The organism is Micromonospora siamensis, assembly GCF_900090305.1.
GTDB classification, from domain to species: Bacteria; Actinomycetota; Actinomycetes; order Mycobacteriales; family Micromonosporaceae; genus Micromonospora; species Micromonospora siamensis.
In genome coordinates this window covers 5410827-5425403 of record NZ_LT607751.1, presented here as the reverse complement: position 1 = coordinate 5425403, position 14577 = coordinate 5410827, and the positions used below count along the sequence as shown (strand labels likewise).

The window sequence follows — 14577 nt, the reverse complement described above, 5'->3', positions numbered from 1 at the left end:
GCGGTGGTCACGGGCGGCGCTCCAGGGTGACGGTGCGGTCGGCGAGGGCGGCGACGAAGTCCGCGTCGTGGGTGACCGCGACGATGCCGTGTCCCGCGTCGCGCAGCCCGGCGAGGAGGTCCACCAACTCCCGCCAGGTCCGCCGGTCCTGGCCGAAGGTGGGTTCGTCGCAGATCAGCAGGCGGGGCGCGGTGGCCAGGGCGGTCGCCACGCTCAGCCGCCGCGCCTCGCCACCGGAGAGGGTGTACGGGTTGGCGCCGGCCAGCGCGGCCAGGCCGAGTCGCTCCAGCAGGGCGTCCACGGTGGCCAGTACGGCCGGTTCGGGCGTTCCGGTGCGGCGGGGGCCGAGGGCCAGTTCGTCGCGGACGGTACCGGTGACGAACTGGTGCTCGGGGTCCTGGAAGACCGAGCCGATCCGGCGGGCCAGGGCGGGCGCCCGCCAGCGGTGCGGGGGCGTGCGGGCGTCCCGGCCGGCCAGTTCGGCGCTGGCGGTCACCCCTCCGGTGCCGGGGCGGAGCAGGCCGCCCAGCAGCAGGGCGAGGGTGGACTTGCCGGCGCCGTTCGGGCCGAGGACGGCGAGCGCCTCGCCGGCGCGTACCCGGAGGTCGGTCGGGGCCAGCCGGGGTGGCAGGCCGAGCCGGTCGGCGGTGAGCAGCAGGTCACCGGCCGGGCCGGCGGCGCGGCGCGGCGGTACGGGGTGGCCCGGCACCCAGACGCCCTCGGCGGCGAGCGCGTCGCCGTGGGCGGCGAAGACCGCCTCGGGTGTGCCGTCGGCCCGCACCCCGCCGCCTGCCTCGACGACGACCACCCGGTCGACCAGCGGCAACGCCTCGGCGACCCGGTGTTCGACCAGGATCACGGTGGTGTCGGCGTCGAGGGCGTCGGCGACGGCCCGGCGGACCTGGGTGGCGCCGGCGAGGTCGAGGTTGGCGGTGGGTTCGTCGAGCAGCAGCAGTTCCGGCCGCAGGGCGAGCGCCCCGGCCAGCGCGAGCCGCTGCTGCTCGCCGCCGGAGAGCGCGGCGGTGGGCCGGTCCCGCCGGTACGGGAAGCCGACCCGGTGCAGTGCCTCGTCCACCCGGGGCCAGATCTCCTCGGCCGGCACGCCCCGGTTCTCCAGCCCGAACGCGACGTCGTCGCCGCAGCGGGCCATCACCAGCTGGCTCTCCGGGTCCTGGAAGACGATGCCGACCCGTTCCCGGGCCTTGCGGGGGTCGAGCCCGTCGATCTCGACGGTGCCCTCCTGCTCGCCGGAGTCCTCGGGCAGCAGCCCGGCCAGCGCGGCGAGCAGGGTGCTCTTGCCGGCGCCGGACGGTCCGAGCAGCAGCACCCGCTCGCCGCGCTCGATGCGCAGGTCCAGGTCGCGTACGGCCCAGCGTTTCCGCCCGGCGTGCCGCCACCCGAACCCGCGCAACTGCACCGAACCCACCCTGCACCCCCTCTGCGGATCCGGGCGGTCAGACGGTGGCGCGGTCGCGGGCGACGGGGAAGCGGTCCAGGGCGCCGGTGTTGGCCAGCGCGCGGGTGAGGTAGTAGCCGCCGACGCCCGCGATCAGGGCCGAGCTGACCACGGTCAGCGCCGCGTACGGCAGACGGTAGTCGACCAGGGCGTACTCGGAGTTCCAGACGAAGAAGTCGAACAGGGCGGCGCTGAGGCCGGTCAGCGCGCCGGCCAGCACCGCCACCGGCAGCCGGTACGACCGGTACCGGAACGCGGCGAAGGCCAGCTCGGCGCCGAGCCCCTGGACCAGTCCCTGGACGATGACGACGCCACCCCACTGGCTGCCCAGCAGGGCGGAGACGACCGCCGCGACCGTCTCGCAGAACAGGGCCGCGCCCGGCTTGCGGATGACCAGGCCACCCAGCACGGCGGGGACCAGCCAGACGCCGTACATGATCGCCTGGGTGGCGGGGGCGGCGGCGAAGGCCGGGTCGGCGGCCTTCCAGACCAGCCCCCACGCCCAGAAGACGACGCCGAAGGCGACGGCGATCACGGCGGCGACCACGATGTCGATGGTGCGCCAGCGGTTGCTGTCGGTGTGGTTCATGGTGTGCTCCCAGTCCAGTGAACGAACCAGGAGAAGACGCACGCCGCGTCCGGTGTCGCCGGACGGCGGCGCGGCTGGAGGTCGACCGAACTCCCTGCGCTGGCATTACCCAGATCAGGTTCGAGGGTCTGCGGGCGGTGCCCGCACTCTCAGCGCTGTGCGCTCCCCTGTCGGATGTGAAGTTGTCTCGGTGCAGACGCTAGCACCGCACCTGGCCGGCGGCCCAGTGGGCCGACGGTGGGTAGGCTGCCGATCATGCGGGTCGACGCGCGAGGTCTGACGTTCGAGGTACGCACCGGCGGTCCCGAGGACGGCCTGCCCGTCCTGCTGCTGCACGGCTTCCCCCAGCACAGCGGCGAGTGGGACGAGGTCCTGCCGACGCTGCACGCCGCCGGGCTGCGCACGTACGCCCTGGACCAGCGCGGCTACTCGCCGGGGGCGCGGCCGGCGGAGGTCGGGGCGTACTCGATCCCGGAGCTGGTGGCCGACGCGGCCGGCGTGCTCGACGCGCTCGGGGTGACCGCCGCGCACGTGGTGGGACACGACTGGGGCGCCATCGTCGCCTGGGGCCTGGCCGCCGCGCACCCCGACCGGGTCCGCACGCTGACCGCGGTCTCCGTGCCGCACCCGGCGGCGATGGGCCACGCCCTGGCCACCGACCCGCAGCAGAAGGCCCGCTCGTCCTACATCGCGCTGTTCCGCAAGCCGGGCAAGGCGGAGAAGGTGCTGCTGGCGTTCAACGCGACCGCGCTGCGCAAGCTGCTCTCCGGGGTGGGCGACCGGGCCCGGGTGGCCCGCTACGCGGACCCGATGCGGGCGCCGGGCGCATTGACCGCCGCCCTGAACTGGTACCGGGCCATGACCGGCTCCGACATGAAGGCCGTCGGCCCGGTGGCCGTCCCCACCACCTACGTCTGGAGCGACAAGGACATCGCCATCGGCCGCACGGCGGCCGAGGCGTGCGTCGGGCACGTCGAGGGCGACTACCGCTTCGTGGCCCTGTCCGGCGTCACCCACTGGATCCCCGACGAGGCGCCGGGGCCGCTGGCCGAGGCGATCCTCGCCCGGGTCCGCGGGTGACCGCGACGCCCGCGCCGGCCGGGCCGCACACCCGCGCGTCGCTCGCCGCGCAGTTCCAGGACCTGGGAGTACGCCCCGGCGGGGTGCTCCTGGTGCACGCCGCGTTGCGCCCTCTGGGTTTCCTCTGCGGTGGCCCGGAGGCGGTGGTGGCGGCCCTGCGCGACGTGCTCGGACCGGACGGGACGATCGTGGTGCCCACCCACACCCCGGAGAACAGCGACCCGGCCGGCTGGACCAACCCGCCGGTGCCGGCGCACTGGTGGCCGGTGATCCGGGCGCAGTGGCCCGGCTTCGACCCGGCGCGGACGCCGAGCCGGTTCATGGGGGCCGTCGCCGAGCAGGTGCGGACCTGGCCGGGGGCCCGGCGCAGCGCCCACCCGCACGTCTCGTTCGCCGCGCTCGGCCCGGCGGCCGACCGGATCGTGGCCGACCACGCGCTGACCGACATGCTGGGGGAGACCTCCCCGCTGGCCCGCCTCTACGACCTCGACGCCGACGTGCTGCTGCTCGGCGTCGACCACGGTTCCAACACCTCGCTGCACCTGGCGGAATACCGGCTGCCCGGCCTGCCCCGGCAGCGTTGCGGCGCGGCCGTGTCGACCGGTGACGGTGGCCGGGAGTGGGTCTGGTGGGACGACGTCGACGTCGACGAGAGCGATTTCGCCCGGCTGGGCGACGACCTGGAGGCCACCGGCGCGGTCCGCCTGGGCCCGGTCGGCGACGGGACGGGCCGGCTGGTCCGGCAGCGGGCGGCGGTCGACTTCGCGGTGGACTGGTTGGGGCGGGAACGACGGACGGAGACGGCATGACGGTGGGCGCGGAGGCATACCTCGCGGTGGTGCGCGAGACGATCGACCGGGTGGCGACCGGCCAGCGGGCCGCGGTGGGGGAGGCCGCCGACCTGATCGCCGAGGCCCTGTCGGCCGACGGGGTGGTCCACGCGTTCGGCACCGGGCACTCCGAGGCGCTGGCCATGGAGATCGCCGGCCGGGCCGGTGGGCTGGTCCCGACCAACCGGATCGCGCTGCGCGACCTGGTGCTGTACGGCGGGCAACCGGCCGGCATCCTCGGCCCGAAGCTGGAACGCGACCCCGAGGTGGCGCACCGCCTCTACGACCTGGCCCCGGTCCGCCCGCCGGACATCTTCGTGCTGGCCTCCAACTCCGGGGTCAACGGGGCGATGGTGGAGTTCGCGTCGCTGGTGAAGGAGCGCGGGCACCGGCTGGTCGCGATCACCTCGGTGGCGCATTCGGCCCGGATGACCTCCCGCCACCCGTCCGGGCGCAAGCTGGCCGACCTCGCCGACGTGGTGCTGGACAACGGCTCCCCGTACGGGGACGCGACGCTGCCGCTGCCCGGTGGCGGCGCGGTCGGCGCGGTCTCCTCGATCACCGCCGCCCTGCTGGCGCAGCAGATCGTCGCCGAGGTGGTGGCCCGGCTGCTCGCCACGGGGCAGACCCCGCCGGTCTACCTGTCGGCGAACATCACCGGCGGCGACGCGCACAACGACGCCCTGGAGGCCCGGTACGCCGGCCGGATCCGGCGCGGGTCGTGAACCGGTTTCACCGAGGTCGAAATCGGGCACTGGGCGGGCGCCGGCGGAGTGGGACCTCTCGCCGGCAGCCGCGTCTCAGTGGGAGGTAGCACCACGTGTCGAAGGAAACCGAGAAGCAGCGCTGGCAGCGCAACTTCGCCGATCTCCTCCAGGAGTTGCGGGTCGCGCAGACGGGTGTGCAGATCCTCTTCGCCTTCCTGCTCACCCTTCCGTTCAGTGGTGGCTTCAATCGGACCACCGAGTTCCAGCGGGACGTCTACATCGTCGCTCTGCTCGCGGCCGCCGCCGCCGCCGCGATGATCATCTCGCCGGTGGCCTTCCACCGGGCGCTGTTCCGGCAGGGCCGCAAGCCGGAACTGGTCCGCTTCGCGCACACCATGGCCAGCGGCGGCCTGGGCTTCATGCTGATCTCCATGGTCAGCGCGGTGCTGCTGGTCACCGACTTCGTCCTGGACCGGCCGATCGCCTTCCTGCTCTCCGGGATCACCGCGCTGTGGTTCCTGACCTTCTGGGTCTTCCTGCCCTTCGCCCGCCGCAACTGGGGCGACGACGACATCGACGATGATGATGACGACCCGGAGACCCTGTCGGGTCGCTGACCTTCCGCGCCTCGCGGCCGCTGCGAAAAATCGGACGTGCACACAACGCTACCCCTGGGTAACACCCGGGGGTAGCGTTGCATTCGCGCACGTCGACGCAGCCGGACCGAGGTTTCGAGGGGGCAGCCGTGACCACGACGCAGGACAACAGCTCATCCACCCAGGACGGAGCCGCGCCGCGGCCGTTGGCGGACGGCCAGGTCTCCGAGAAGGAGGCCCGCCAGGTCGCCGAGGCCGCCCGCGAGGCGGCCTGGGACCGGCCCAGTTTCGGTAAGGAACTCTTCCTCGGCCGGTTCCGCCTCGACCTGATCGACCCGTGGCCGCGCTCGGACCCGGCCGACGACGCCCGCGCCGAGGAGTTCCTCACCGCGCTGCGGTCGTACCTGGCCTCCGAGGTGGACGGCGGTGCGATCGAGCGGGACGCCCGCATCCCCGACGACGTCTTCCACGGACTGGCCCGGCTCGGCGCGTTCGGCATGAAGATCGACCGGAAGTACGGCGGCCTCGGCCTGAGCAACCTGCACTACTGCCGAGCCCTGATGCTGGCCGGTTCGGTCAGCCCGGCGATCGGCGCGCTGCTCTCCGCGCACCAGTCCATCGGGGTGCCGCAGCCGCTGAAGATGTTCGGCACCACCGAGCAGAAGGAACGCTTCCTGCCCCGGCTCGCCGCCGGTGAGGTGTCGGCGTTCCTGCTCACCGAGCCGGACGTCGGCTCGGACCCGGCCCGGCTGGCCACCACCGCCACCCCGACCGCCGACGGCACCGGCTACCGGCTCGACGGCGTGAAGCTCTGGGCCACCAACGGCACCGTGGCCACCCTGCTGGTGGTGATGGCCCGGGTGCCGGCCGGCGAGGGACGCCGGGGCGGGATCACCGCGTTCGTGGTCGACGGGGACGCCGAGGGCATCACCGTCGAGCGGCGCAACGCCTTCGTCGGCCTGCGTGGCCTGGAGAACAGCCTCACCCGCTTCCACGACGTCTTCGTGCCGAAGGAGAACGTCATCGGGGGCGAGGGGAAGGGCCTGAAGATCGCCCTGACCACGCTGAACACCGGCCGGCTGTCGCTGCCCGCGATGTGCGTCGGCGCCGGCAAGTGGTCGCTGAACGTGGCCCGCGAGTGGGCCGCCGACCGGGTCCAGTGGGGCCGGCCGGTCGGCGAGCACGAGGCCGTGGCCAAGAAGCTGGCCTTCATCGCCGCCACGACGTACGGCATGGAGACCATGCTCGACCTGTGCTGCCTCCTGGCCGACGACGACCGCAACGACATCCGGATCGAGGCGGCCCTGGTCAAGCTCTACGCCAGCGAGATGGCCTGGACCATCGGCGACGAGCTGATCCAGATTCGCGGCGGGCGCGGCTACGAGACGGCCGACTCGCTGGCCGCCCGCGGCGAACGCCCGGCCGCGGTCGAGCAGATCCTGCGCGACCTGCGGATCAACCGGATCTTCGAGGGCTCGACCGAGATCATGCACCTGCTGATCGCCCGGGAGGCCGTCGACGCCCACCTCTCCGTCGCCGGCGACATCATCGACCCGGACGCAGGTCCCGTCCGCAAGGCGAGGGCGGGTGCCCGGGCCGGCGCGTTCTACGCGAAGTGGCTGCCCACCCTGGCCGTCGGCGCCGGGCAACGGCCAGGCGCGTACGCCGAGTTCGGGCCGCTCGCCGGGCACCTGCGGCACGTCGAGCGGACCTCCCGCAAGCTGGCCCGGTCCACCTTCTACGCGATGTCCCGGTGGCAGGGAAAGATGGAACGCAAGCAGGCGTTCCTCGGCCGGGTCGTGGACATCGGGGCGGAGCTGTTCGCCATCTCCGCGGTCTGCGTACGGGCCACCGCCGAGCGGGACACCCGACCGGAGAACATCGAGCTGGCCGACCTGTTCTGCCGGCAGGCCCGGGTCCGGATCGACCAGCTCTTCACCGGCCTCTGGGACAACACCGACTCGGTGGACGTGGCGGCGGCCAGGCGGATCCTCGACGGCCGGTACGCCGCGCTGGAGGAAGGGGTCATCACCCCGCCCGCCGACGCCCCGTGGGTGGCCCGCTGGACCCCCGGCCCGTCCACCGCCGAGGACGTCCGCCGCCGCATCCCGCCCGTGTCCTGACCCGCTGACCTGCGTCCGCTGCCGGCTTGGCACCGGTCAACTTCGGGGAAGATGTCCCCTCTGCTCGCGGCGGGGCGGCGGGGCGGGTCAGCGGCGGGCGATGGCCCAGGCCAGCACGGCGGCCAGGATCAGGCCGTTGAGCAGCGCCAGCACCAGGTACGCCTGCGGCGGGATCTTGCGCCCCCGGCGGACGTAGCTCACCAGCACGGCCGCGTACGCCAGCAGCGCCACGGCGACGACGATCAGGAAGTAGAGCACCCGCACACCCTAGCGGCCGCCCTTGAGGCCGAGTCGGCGCAGCTCCAGCGCGGCGAGCGCGTCGAGGGTGGCGTCGTCGCCGCGCCGCCACGCCTCGGCCACGTCCGGCGCGATCCGGGCGAGCCGGCCCAGCGGCTGGCCGGTCAGCGCGCGCAGCGCGAGCAGGTCCCGCCCGGCGGGCGCGGCGGCGAGCGACTTCGCCGCACCGGCCCGGCGCATCCAGCGCAGCCGCAGCGGCAGCCAGCCGAAGAGGACCAGGCCGAGCGGGAAGATCAGCACCGCCACGGTCAGCGCCAGAGCCAGCTGCCCGACCAGGTCCTGCTGGTCCTGGCCCGCCTCGGCGACCGAGCGGGCGGCCTCGGCGGCCCTGGTGAACGGGGCGGTCAGCTCGTCGCCGACCAGCGGGACCCGGCCGACCTTGCCGCCGGCGTCGGCCAGGTTGTCGGCGAGGCCGGTGCCCGCGCCCTCCAGCTTCTGACCGGGTACGGCGAGCTTCTCCACCAGGTCGTGCAGCCACAGCGCGAAGCGCACCGCGGCGTACACCCAGGCGACGACGAGCAGGTCGGTGAGGAGCTGACGGGCGGCGGTGGGAAAACGGTCGGCGTAGATCTTCACGCCGGACAGCGTGCCACGCCCCGCGCGGCCCGGCATCCCCGCCGACGCGGGGCGGCCGGCCGGCCGCGAGGTGCCGAGAAGGGGGCCCTGCTCACCCGCAGGTGGCGCAAGTGCCGAAGATCTCCAGGGTGTGGCTGACATCGGAGAAACCGTGCTGGGCGGCCACCCGCTCGGCCCAGGTCTCCACCGCCGGGCCGGCCACCTCGACCGTCCGGCCGCAGGCGCGGCAGACCAGGTGGTGGTGGTGGCCCTGGCTGCACCGGCGGTAGAGGTGCTCCCCGCCCGGGGGTCGCATCACGTCGATCTCGCCCGCGTCGGCCAGCCCCTGCAACGTGCGGTAGACGGTGGTCAAGCCGACCCGCTCGCCGCGTTGCCGCAGCATGGCGTGCAGATCCTGGGCGCTGTGGAAGCCCTCGACCTCGGCGAGCAGCGCGCTCACCGCCGAGCGCTGCCGGGTGTTGCGGACCACGGTGCCGGACTCGGTCATGTCACCTCCCGAAGTGGCGGTGCCGCGTCGCGGGGCCGGCACCGGTCGGGCCGTGTCGGTCACGTGCCCTCTCCGGCGTGGCTGACGGCGTCGGCCACGATGTGCGCGACGTGCTCGTCGACCAGCGCGTACGCGATCTCCCGGCCGCGCCGGGAGCCACGCACCACCCCGGCGCCGCGCAGCACCCGCAGGTGCTGGGAGACCAGCGGCTGCGGGGCGCCGAGCTTGTCGACCAGTTCGTGCACGCACCGTTCACCCTGCGCCAACTCGCTCACGATCGCCAGCCGGATCGGAGCCGCCAGGGCGCGCAGCAGGTCACCCGCGCCCTCGAAGGCGTCGTACCCGTTCGTGCCGGTCACCGGGTCACGGTAACCAACCGAGCGCCCCGGCGGGTGCCAGCCTCACCGGAGCACCACCTCGTGCTCGTGCGGTTCGGTCGCCGGGGCCGGCTGCGGGGTGCGCCGCCGGCGTAGCGCCCGCCACCCGGCCGCCGCCACCGCGACCACCAGGAAACTCGCGATGGCCAGCAGCACCACCGACGCGCCGGGGGCGGTGTTCGCGTTCGCGGCGACCACGACGCCACCGCCGGCGGCGAACAGGCCGAGCGTCATCGCCGCCGCCATGGTGCTGCGGAAACCGCGGGTGACCTGCTGCGCGGTGGCCACCGGCACCACCATCAGGGCGCTGATCAGCAGGACGCCGACGGCCCGCATGGCGATGGTGACGGTCACTGCGGTGGTCACCGCGAGCAGCATGTTCAGCGCCCGGACGGGCAGGCCGGAGACCCGGGCGTACTCCTCGTCGTGGCAGACCGCGAAGAGCGCCGGGCGCAGCACCAGCATGAGCACCAGGATCGCCACGCCGAGCACGCCGATGGTGACCAGGTCCGTCGGGGACGTGGTGGTCAACGACCCGAAGAGGTACGCGTTGAGCGACGCGTTGCTGGCGTTGGAGAGCCCGACCAGCATCACCCCGCCGGCGATGCCGCCGTAGAAGAGCAGCGCCAGGGCCAGGTCGCCGGAGGTGCGGCCCCGCGAGCGGACCAGCTCGATGGTGACCGCGCCGAGGGTGGCGGCGAGCACCGCCACCAGCACGGGGGAGCGGTTGAGCAGCAGCCCCGCGCCGACCCCGGTGAGCGCGACGTGCCCGATGCCGTCGCCGATCAGCGCCAGCCGCCGCTGCACCAGGTAGATCCCGAGGGCCGGGGCGGCCAGCCCGATGATCAGGGCGCCGACCAGGGCGCGCAGCATGAAGTCGTACTGGAAGAGGTCCATCACATGCTCCACAGCCCGGCGGGCTCCTCGTCACAGTGCGGGTGCACGTGGTCGTGGTCCGGCTCCGCGTGGTGGCCGGCGGGTTCCGGGACCGCGCCGTCGTGGGCGATGCCGCCCTGGTGGACGACGACCGCCCGGCTGATCAGCGGGCGCAGCGGGCCCAGCTCGTGCGCCACCAGCAGCACCGTGCCGCCGCCGTCGACGAAGCCGCGCAACGCCCCGGCGAACGCCTCCTGGCTGGCCGCGTCCACCCCGGCGGTGGGCTCGTCGAGCACCAGCAGCTCCGGTTCGCCGGCCAGCGCCCGGGCGATCAGGGTGCGCTGCTGCTGGCCGCCGGAGAGGGTGGCCACCGGGTCACCGGCCCGGTCGGCCAGCCCGACCGCGTGCAGCGCGGCGCTCACCGCCGCCCGGTCGGCGCGGCCCGCGGGGCGCAGCACGCCCCGCCGGGCCAGCCGCCCGGAGGCCACCACCTCGCCGACCGTGGCCGGTACGCCGCTGCCCGCGCCGAGCCGCTGCGGGACGTACCCGATGCGGTGCCACTGCCGGAAGCGGCGCTGCGGCGCGCCGAAGAGGGTGACCGACCCGGCGGCCAGCGGCACCAGGCCGAGCACGGCGCGGATCAGGGTCGACTTGCCGGAGCCGTTGGCGCCGAGGACGGCGACCACCTCCCCGGCGGTCACGGTCAGCGAGACGTCGCGCAGCACGGGCCGGCCGTCGTAGCCGACGGCCGCGTGCGCGACCTGGATCACCGGTGTGCTCATGAGCAGTCCAACGCGGTACGCAGGGTCTGGAGGTTGGTACGCATCGCCGTGAGGTAGTCGCCCTCGGCGGGCGGGCCCTCGATCGGGTCGAGCACCGCGGTCCGCGCCCCGACCGTGCGGGCGACGGTCTCGGCGACCTTGGGGCTGACCAGGGTCTCGAAGAAGATCGTGGTGGCCTGGTGGTCCCGGGCCTCGCGGACCACCTCGGCGAGGCGCTGCGGGGACGGCTCGGCCTCCGGGCTGAGCCCGGTGAGGCCGACCTGCTCCAGCTTGTAGCGCTCGGTGAGGTAGCCGAAGGCGGTGTGGCTGGTCACGATCTCCCGGCGCTGGCAGGTGGCCACGCCGGCGGTGAACTCGCCGTCGAGCTTCGTCAGCTCGGCGCGCAGCGACCCGGCCCGGGCGGTGTAGTCGGCGGCGTGCTCCGGGTCGACCGTGCCGAGCCGTTCGGCGAGCCGGTCGCCGACGGTGGCGAGCCGGGTCGGGTCGAGCCAGAGGTGCGGGTCCTTGCCGCCGTGCTCCTCCTCGGCGTGCCCGGCCTCACCCTCGTGGCCGGCCTCACCCTCGTGGTCGTGGCCGCCGGCCGCGGCGTCGAGCAGCGGCTGCACGCCGGTCACGTCGAAGGCCCGGTCGCCGGCGTTCTGCGCGACCGCCTCGTCGACGCTGGGCTGGAAGCTGCTGAGGTAGACCACCAGCTCCGCCTCGGCGACCTGGCCGACCTGCCGGGGGTTGAGCTCCAGGTCGTGCGGCTCGGCGCCCGGCTTGGCCAGGTCGGTGACCCGTACCGCGTCGCCGCCGATCCGCTCGGCGAGGAAGCGCAGCGGGTAGAAGGCCGCCACCACGTCCACCCGCTGGGGGTCGGCGCCCGCCCCGTCGCGGGTGCAGGCCGCGGTGCCGCCGAGCGTGAGCAGGGCAGCGGCGGTGGCCAGGGCGCGCGGGACGGTGCGGAGCGTCATGCCACCACTGTCCGCCCTAACGAAATTGATTGTCAAAAGCGCATGGTTGCATGTCACAGCAGCTTGGCCAGGGCGACCGCGATCAGCACGGTCAGCATCACCAGCCGGATCAGCCGGATCGCCGGGGCCTGCACCGGCCAGGTGGTGGCCAGCAGCCAGACCAGACCGGCGGCCAGCGCCAGCAGCAGCACCCCGCCCACCGGGCCGGGCGCGAAGAACGCCACCAGCACGATGACCAGGGCGGCCAGGAACGCCGTGGTGGGGTTCACCCGGGCCAACCGGACGAGCAGGGGGCTCTGCGTACGCTGCATCCCACAGACTCTACGAGGAGGATCCCGGTGCTGGTGACCAACCGGTTCGTGGTCGACGAGGATGTCGCGCCCGCCTTCACCGAGCGCGCGCACGCCGCGCTCACCGCGCTCGCCGCCCGCCCCGGCTACCTGCGCGGGGAGCTGCTGCGCGCGCTCGACGACCCCCGGCACTGGTGCCTGGTGACCGACTGGGAGTCGGTCGGCGCGTACCGGCGGGCGCTGGGCGGCTTCGACGTCAAGGTGCACGCCACCCCGCTGCTCGCCGAGTCGCTCGACGAGCCGTCCGCGTACGAGACGCTGGCCAGCGCCGCCCCCAACGGCGAGATCGTCGAGGTGGCCAGCGATCGGGCCGCACGTCCCTACCGGTGAGCCGGCGGGCACTACCCTGCACGGTATGACCGCTCCCGGACCGCCGTACCCCGCCTCCCCCGCCGGCGGTCACCCGGCGTCCCCGGCCGCGCCGCCGCCGGCCCCGGCGGGCGCGCCCGCGCCGCCGCCCGGCCCCGGGGCGGTCCCGCCGTTCGCCGCGCCGCCCACCGAGGGCCGGCAGGCCCGGCTCTGGCTCGGCCTGGGCGTCGGCGCGCTGGCCCTGCTGCTCTGCTGCGGCGGAGGCGGCGCCGCCGTGGTCGGTCTCGCGGTCAGCAACCTCCAGGCGGTACGCGAGCAGGGGAAGACCGCCACCGAGCACTACTACCAGGGGCTGCGCGACCGTAACTACGACGAGTCCTACGACGCGCTCTGCGACGACGCCCAGCGCCGGGAGAGCCGCGCCCAGTTCGAGCGGCGGGTCTCCGAGCAGCCGCAGGTCACCGCGTACCGGGTCGGTGACGTCGACCCGAACACGCTCACCGTGCCGGTCGACGTGACCTTCGCCGGCGGGGACCGGCGCACCCAGCAGGTCACCCTCGCCCCGGACGGCGGCACCGGCTCGATCGAGGTCTGCGGGATCAGCTGACCAGGGGCGGCGAGGAGGCGGCCGACCCCGGCCGACCCCGGCCCGAGTATTCTGCTGGGCTCGGGCTCCCGGTCGCCGTACCGTGGTCCCGAACCGACCGTTCCATCCACATCTCGCCCCCGCCGACCGCCAGCCGGCGTAGGAGGAAACATGCCAGCCGACCGTATCGACGCCGTCGTCAGCCTCGCCAAGCGCCGTGGCTTCGTCTTCCCCTCCAGCGAGATCTACGGAGGCACCCGGTCGGCGTGGGACTACGGCCCGCTCGGTGTGGAGCTGAAGGAGAACGTCCGCCGGCAGTGGTGGCGGACCATGGTCCAGCAGCGCGACGACGTGGTCGGCCTCGACTCCGCGGTCATCCTGGCCCGCAAGGTCTGGGAGGCCAGCGGCCACATCGCCGAGTTCGTCGACCCGCTCACCGAGTGCCAGTCCTGCCACAAGCGGTTCCGCGCCGACCACCTCGAAGAGGCGTACGAGGCCAAGCACGGCAAGCCGCTGACCTCGCTGCAGGAGCTGAACTGCCCGAACTGCGGCAACAAGGGCACCTTCACCGAGCCGAAGATGTTCAACGGCCTGATGAAGACCTACCTGGGCCCGGTGGAGAGCGAGGAGGGGATGCACTACCTGCGCCCCGAGACCGCCCAGGGCATCTTCGTCAACTACAAGAACGTCGAGACCGTCGCCCGTAAGAAGCCGCCGTTCGGCATCGCGCAGACCGGCAAGTCGTTCCGCAACGAGATCACCCCCGGTAACTTCATCTTCCGGACCCGCGAGTTCGAGCAGATGGAGATGGAGTTCTTCGTCGAGCCGGGCACCGACGAGCAGTGGCACGAGTACTGGCTCTCCGAGCGCTGGAACTGGTACCTCGACCTGGGCCTCTCCGAGAGCAACCTGCGCTTCTACGAGCACCCCAAGGAGAAGCTCTCCCACTACTCGAAGCGCACCGTCGACATCGAGTACAAGTTCCAGTTCGGCGGCACCGAGTTCGCCGAGCTGGAGGGCATCGCCAACCGGACCGACTTCGACCTCTCCACGCACAGCAAGCACTCCGGCGTCGACCTGTCGTACTTCGACCAGACCAAGGGCGAGCGCTGGATGCCGTACGTGATCGAGCCGGCCGCCGGCCTCACCCGCGCGGTGCTGGCCTTCCTGCTCGAGGCGTACGACGAGGACGAGGCCCCCAACACCAAGGGCGGCGTGGACAAGCGCACCGTCATGCGCTTCGACCCGCGGCTGGCCCCGGTCAAGGTGGCGGTGCTGCCGCTGTCCCGCAACGAGGCGCTCTCGCCCAAGGCCAAGCAGCTCGCCGCGGACCTGCGCAAGCGCTGGATCGTGGAGTTCGACGACTCGCAGGCGATCGGCCGCCGCTACCGCCGGCAGGACGAGATCGGCACCCCGTTCTGCGTCACCGTCGACTTCGACACCCTCGACGACAACGCCGTCACGGTGCGGAACCGGGACACCATGGCCCAGGAGCGGGTCGCCCTGGACCAGGTGGAGCGCTACCTGATCGAGCGTCTCCCCGGCTGCTGACGCTGGTCACGGGGCCCCGACCTGCCCGGTCGGGGCCCCGTACACTTGTCCG

18 protein-coding genes and 1 riboswitch are annotated in these 14577 nt (G+C 73.8%); of the genes, 8 read left to right on the top strand and 10 right to left on the bottom strand.

The genetic code is table 11. From position 1 onward, the window contains the following. Positions 1-7 precede the first annotated feature (7 nt). Both GA0074704_RS24670 and GA0074704_RS24665 read right to left on the bottom strand, forming a co-directional pair. Positions 8-1426: an ABC transporter ATP-binding protein gene (locus GA0074704_RS24670; protein WP_088972692.1), complete on the bottom strand. Its 1419-nt coding sequence runs from the start codon at positions 1424-1426 to the stop codon at positions 8-10. A gap of 28 nt (positions 1427-1454) precedes the next feature. Further along, positions 1455-2045, bottom strand: coding sequence for an ECF transporter S component (locus GA0074704_RS24665; RefSeq protein WP_088972691.1), 591 nt, complete (start codon positions 2043-2045; stop codon positions 1455-1457). 73 nt (positions 2046-2118) lie between these two features. After that, a riboswitch (TPP riboswitch) is annotated at positions 2119-2224 on the bottom strand. Between the two features lie 76 nt (positions 2225-2300). Here GA0074704_RS24665 and GA0074704_RS24660 point away from each other — a divergent pair. The 5 genes from GA0074704_RS24660 (at position 2301) to GA0074704_RS24640 (ending at position 7381) form a co-directional block, all read left to right on the top strand. Next, positions 2301-3125: an alpha/beta fold hydrolase gene (locus tag GA0074704_RS24660; protein ID WP_088972690.1), complete on the top strand. Its 825-nt coding sequence runs from the start codon at positions 2301-2303 to the stop codon at positions 3123-3125. Beyond that, complete coding sequence (locus GA0074704_RS24655; protein WP_088972689.1) at positions 3122-3934, top strand: aminoglycoside N(3)-acetyltransferase; 813 nt, start codon at positions 3122-3124, stop codon at positions 3932-3934. The genes GA0074704_RS24660 and GA0074704_RS24655 overlap by 4 nt, the downstream gene beginning before the upstream one ends. Continuing rightward, on the top strand, positions 3931-4680 hold the full coding sequence (locus GA0074704_RS24650; RefSeq protein WP_088972688.1) for a sugar isomerase domain-containing protein: 750 nt from the start codon (positions 3931-3933) through the stop codon (positions 4678-4680). Before GA0074704_RS24655 ends, GA0074704_RS24650 begins: the two co-directional genes overlap by 4 nt. A gap of 95 nt (positions 4681-4775) precedes the next feature. Continuing rightward, positions 4776-5279, top strand: a complete 504-nt coding sequence (locus GA0074704_RS24645) for a DUF6328 family protein (protein WP_088972687.1) — start codon at positions 4776-4778, stop codon at positions 5277-5279. Between the two features lie 128 nt (positions 5280-5407). Beyond that, positions 5408-7381, top strand: a complete 1974-nt coding sequence (locus GA0074704_RS24640) for an acyl-CoA dehydrogenase family protein (RefSeq protein ID WP_088972686.1) — start codon at positions 5408-5410, stop codon at positions 7379-7381. Between the two features lie 87 nt (positions 7382-7468). Here the strand turns inward: GA0074704_RS24640 and GA0074704_RS29110 are convergent, their stop codons facing one another. The 8 genes from GA0074704_RS29110 to GA0074704_RS24605 all read right to left on the bottom strand — a co-directional run bounded on the left by GA0074704_RS29110 (position 7469) and on the right by GA0074704_RS24605 (position 12040). Further along, on the bottom strand, positions 7469-7639 hold the full coding sequence (locus GA0074704_RS29110; RefSeq protein ID WP_172880765.1) for a hypothetical protein: 171 nt from the start codon (positions 7637-7639) through the stop codon (positions 7469-7471). 9 nt (positions 7640-7648) lie between these two features. After that, positions 7649-8254 (bottom strand): hypothetical protein, encoded by a 606-nt coding sequence (locus GA0074704_RS24635; protein WP_088973957.1) that lies wholly within the window; start codon positions 8252-8254, stop codon positions 7649-7651. Positions 8255-8345: 91 nt separating this feature from the next. Further along, positions 8346-8741 carry a Fur family transcriptional regulator gene (locus tag GA0074704_RS24630; protein ID WP_088973956.1) on the bottom strand — a complete coding sequence of 132 codons (396 nt, stop codon included), beginning with the start codon at positions 8739-8741 and terminating at the stop codon, positions 8346-8348. Between the two features lie 59 nt (positions 8742-8800). Continuing rightward, positions 8801-9100 carry an ArsR/SmtB family transcription factor gene (locus GA0074704_RS24625; RefSeq protein WP_088972685.1) on the bottom strand — a complete coding sequence of 100 codons (300 nt, stop codon included), beginning with the start codon at positions 9098-9100 and terminating at the stop codon, positions 8801-8803. A gap of 42 nt (positions 9101-9142) precedes the next feature. Further along, positions 9143-10015 carry a metal ABC transporter permease gene (locus GA0074704_RS24620; RefSeq protein ID WP_088972684.1) on the bottom strand — a complete coding sequence of 291 codons (873 nt, stop codon included), beginning with the start codon at positions 10013-10015 and terminating at the stop codon, positions 9143-9145. Beyond that, positions 10015-10776: a metal ABC transporter ATP-binding protein gene (locus GA0074704_RS24615; RefSeq protein ID WP_088972683.1), complete on the bottom strand. Its 762-nt coding sequence runs from the start codon at positions 10774-10776 to the stop codon at positions 10015-10017. The genes GA0074704_RS24620 and GA0074704_RS24615 overlap by 1 nt, the downstream gene beginning before the upstream one ends. Beyond that, positions 10773-11729, bottom strand: coding sequence for a metal ABC transporter substrate-binding protein (locus tag GA0074704_RS24610; protein WP_088972682.1), 957 nt, complete (start codon positions 11727-11729; stop codon positions 10773-10775). Before GA0074704_RS24610 ends, GA0074704_RS24615 begins: the two co-directional genes overlap by 4 nt. Before the next feature lie 53 nt (positions 11730-11782). Continuing rightward, positions 11783-12040 carry a DUF6703 family protein gene (locus GA0074704_RS24605; protein WP_088972681.1) on the bottom strand — a complete coding sequence of 86 codons (258 nt, stop codon included), beginning with the start codon at positions 12038-12040 and terminating at the stop codon, positions 11783-11785. A 27-nt stretch (positions 12041-12067) separates the two neighbouring features. Here GA0074704_RS24605 and GA0074704_RS24600 point away from each other — a divergent pair, with 27 nt between their 5' ends. The 3 genes from GA0074704_RS24600 (at position 12068) to GA0074704_RS24590 (ending at position 14525) form a co-directional block, all read left to right on the top strand. Then, positions 12068-12409: an antibiotic biosynthesis monooxygenase family protein gene (locus GA0074704_RS24600; RefSeq protein ID WP_088972680.1), complete on the top strand. Its 342-nt coding sequence runs from the start codon at positions 12068-12070 to the stop codon at positions 12407-12409. Between the two features lie 25 nt (positions 12410-12434). After that, positions 12435-12995: a hypothetical protein gene (locus GA0074704_RS24595; RefSeq protein ID WP_088972679.1), complete on the top strand. Its 561-nt coding sequence runs from the start codon at positions 12435-12437 to the stop codon at positions 12993-12995. 150 nt (positions 12996-13145) lie between these two features. Continuing rightward, positions 13146-14525, top strand: coding sequence for a glycine--tRNA ligase (locus GA0074704_RS24590; RefSeq protein ID WP_088972678.1), 1380 nt, complete (start codon positions 13146-13148; stop codon positions 14523-14525). The last annotated feature ends 52 nt before the right edge of the window (positions 14526-14577 follow it).

Excerpts from the sequence above, each read along its gene's own strand:
- GA0074704_RS24590 (WP_088972678.1), top strand. The coding sequence starts at position 13,146 with ATGCCAGCCGACCGTATCGACGCCGTCGTCAGCCTCGCCAAGCGCCGT.
- GA0074704_RS24660 (WP_088972690.1), top strand. The coding sequence starts at position 2,301 with ATGCGGGTCGACGCGCGAGGTCTGACGTTCGAGGTACGCACCGGCGGT.
- GA0074704_RS24605 (WP_088972681.1), bottom strand. The coding sequence starts at position 12,040 with ATGCAGCGTACGCAGAGCCCCCTGCTCGTCCGGTTGGCCCGGGTGAAC.
- GA0074704_RS24620 (WP_088972684.1), bottom strand. The coding sequence starts at position 10,015 with ATGGACCTCTTCCAGTACGACTTCATGCTGCGCGCCCTGGTCGGCGCC.
- GA0074704_RS24610 (WP_088972682.1), bottom strand. The coding sequence starts at position 11,729 with ATGACGCTCCGCACCGTCCCGCGCGCCCTGGCCACCGCCGCTGCCCTG.
- GA0074704_RS24650 (WP_088972688.1), top strand. The coding sequence starts at position 3,931 with ATGACGGTGGGCGCGGAGGCATACCTCGCGGTGGTGCGCGAGACGATC.
- GA0074704_RS24665 (WP_088972691.1), bottom strand. The coding sequence starts at position 2,045 with ATGAACCACACCGACAGCAACCGCTGGCGCACCATCGACATCGTGGTC.
- GA0074704_RS24595 (WP_088972679.1), top strand. The coding sequence starts at position 12,435 with ATGACCGCTCCCGGACCGCCGTACCCCGCCTCCCCCGCCGGCGGTCAC.
- GA0074704_RS24630 (WP_088973956.1), bottom strand. The coding sequence starts at position 8,741 with ATGACCGAGTCCGGCACCGTGGTCCGCAACACCCGGCAGCGCTCGGCG.
- GA0074704_RS24615 (WP_088972683.1), bottom strand. The coding sequence starts at position 10,776 with ATGAGCACACCGGTGATCCAGGTCGCGCACGCGGCCGTCGGCTACGAC.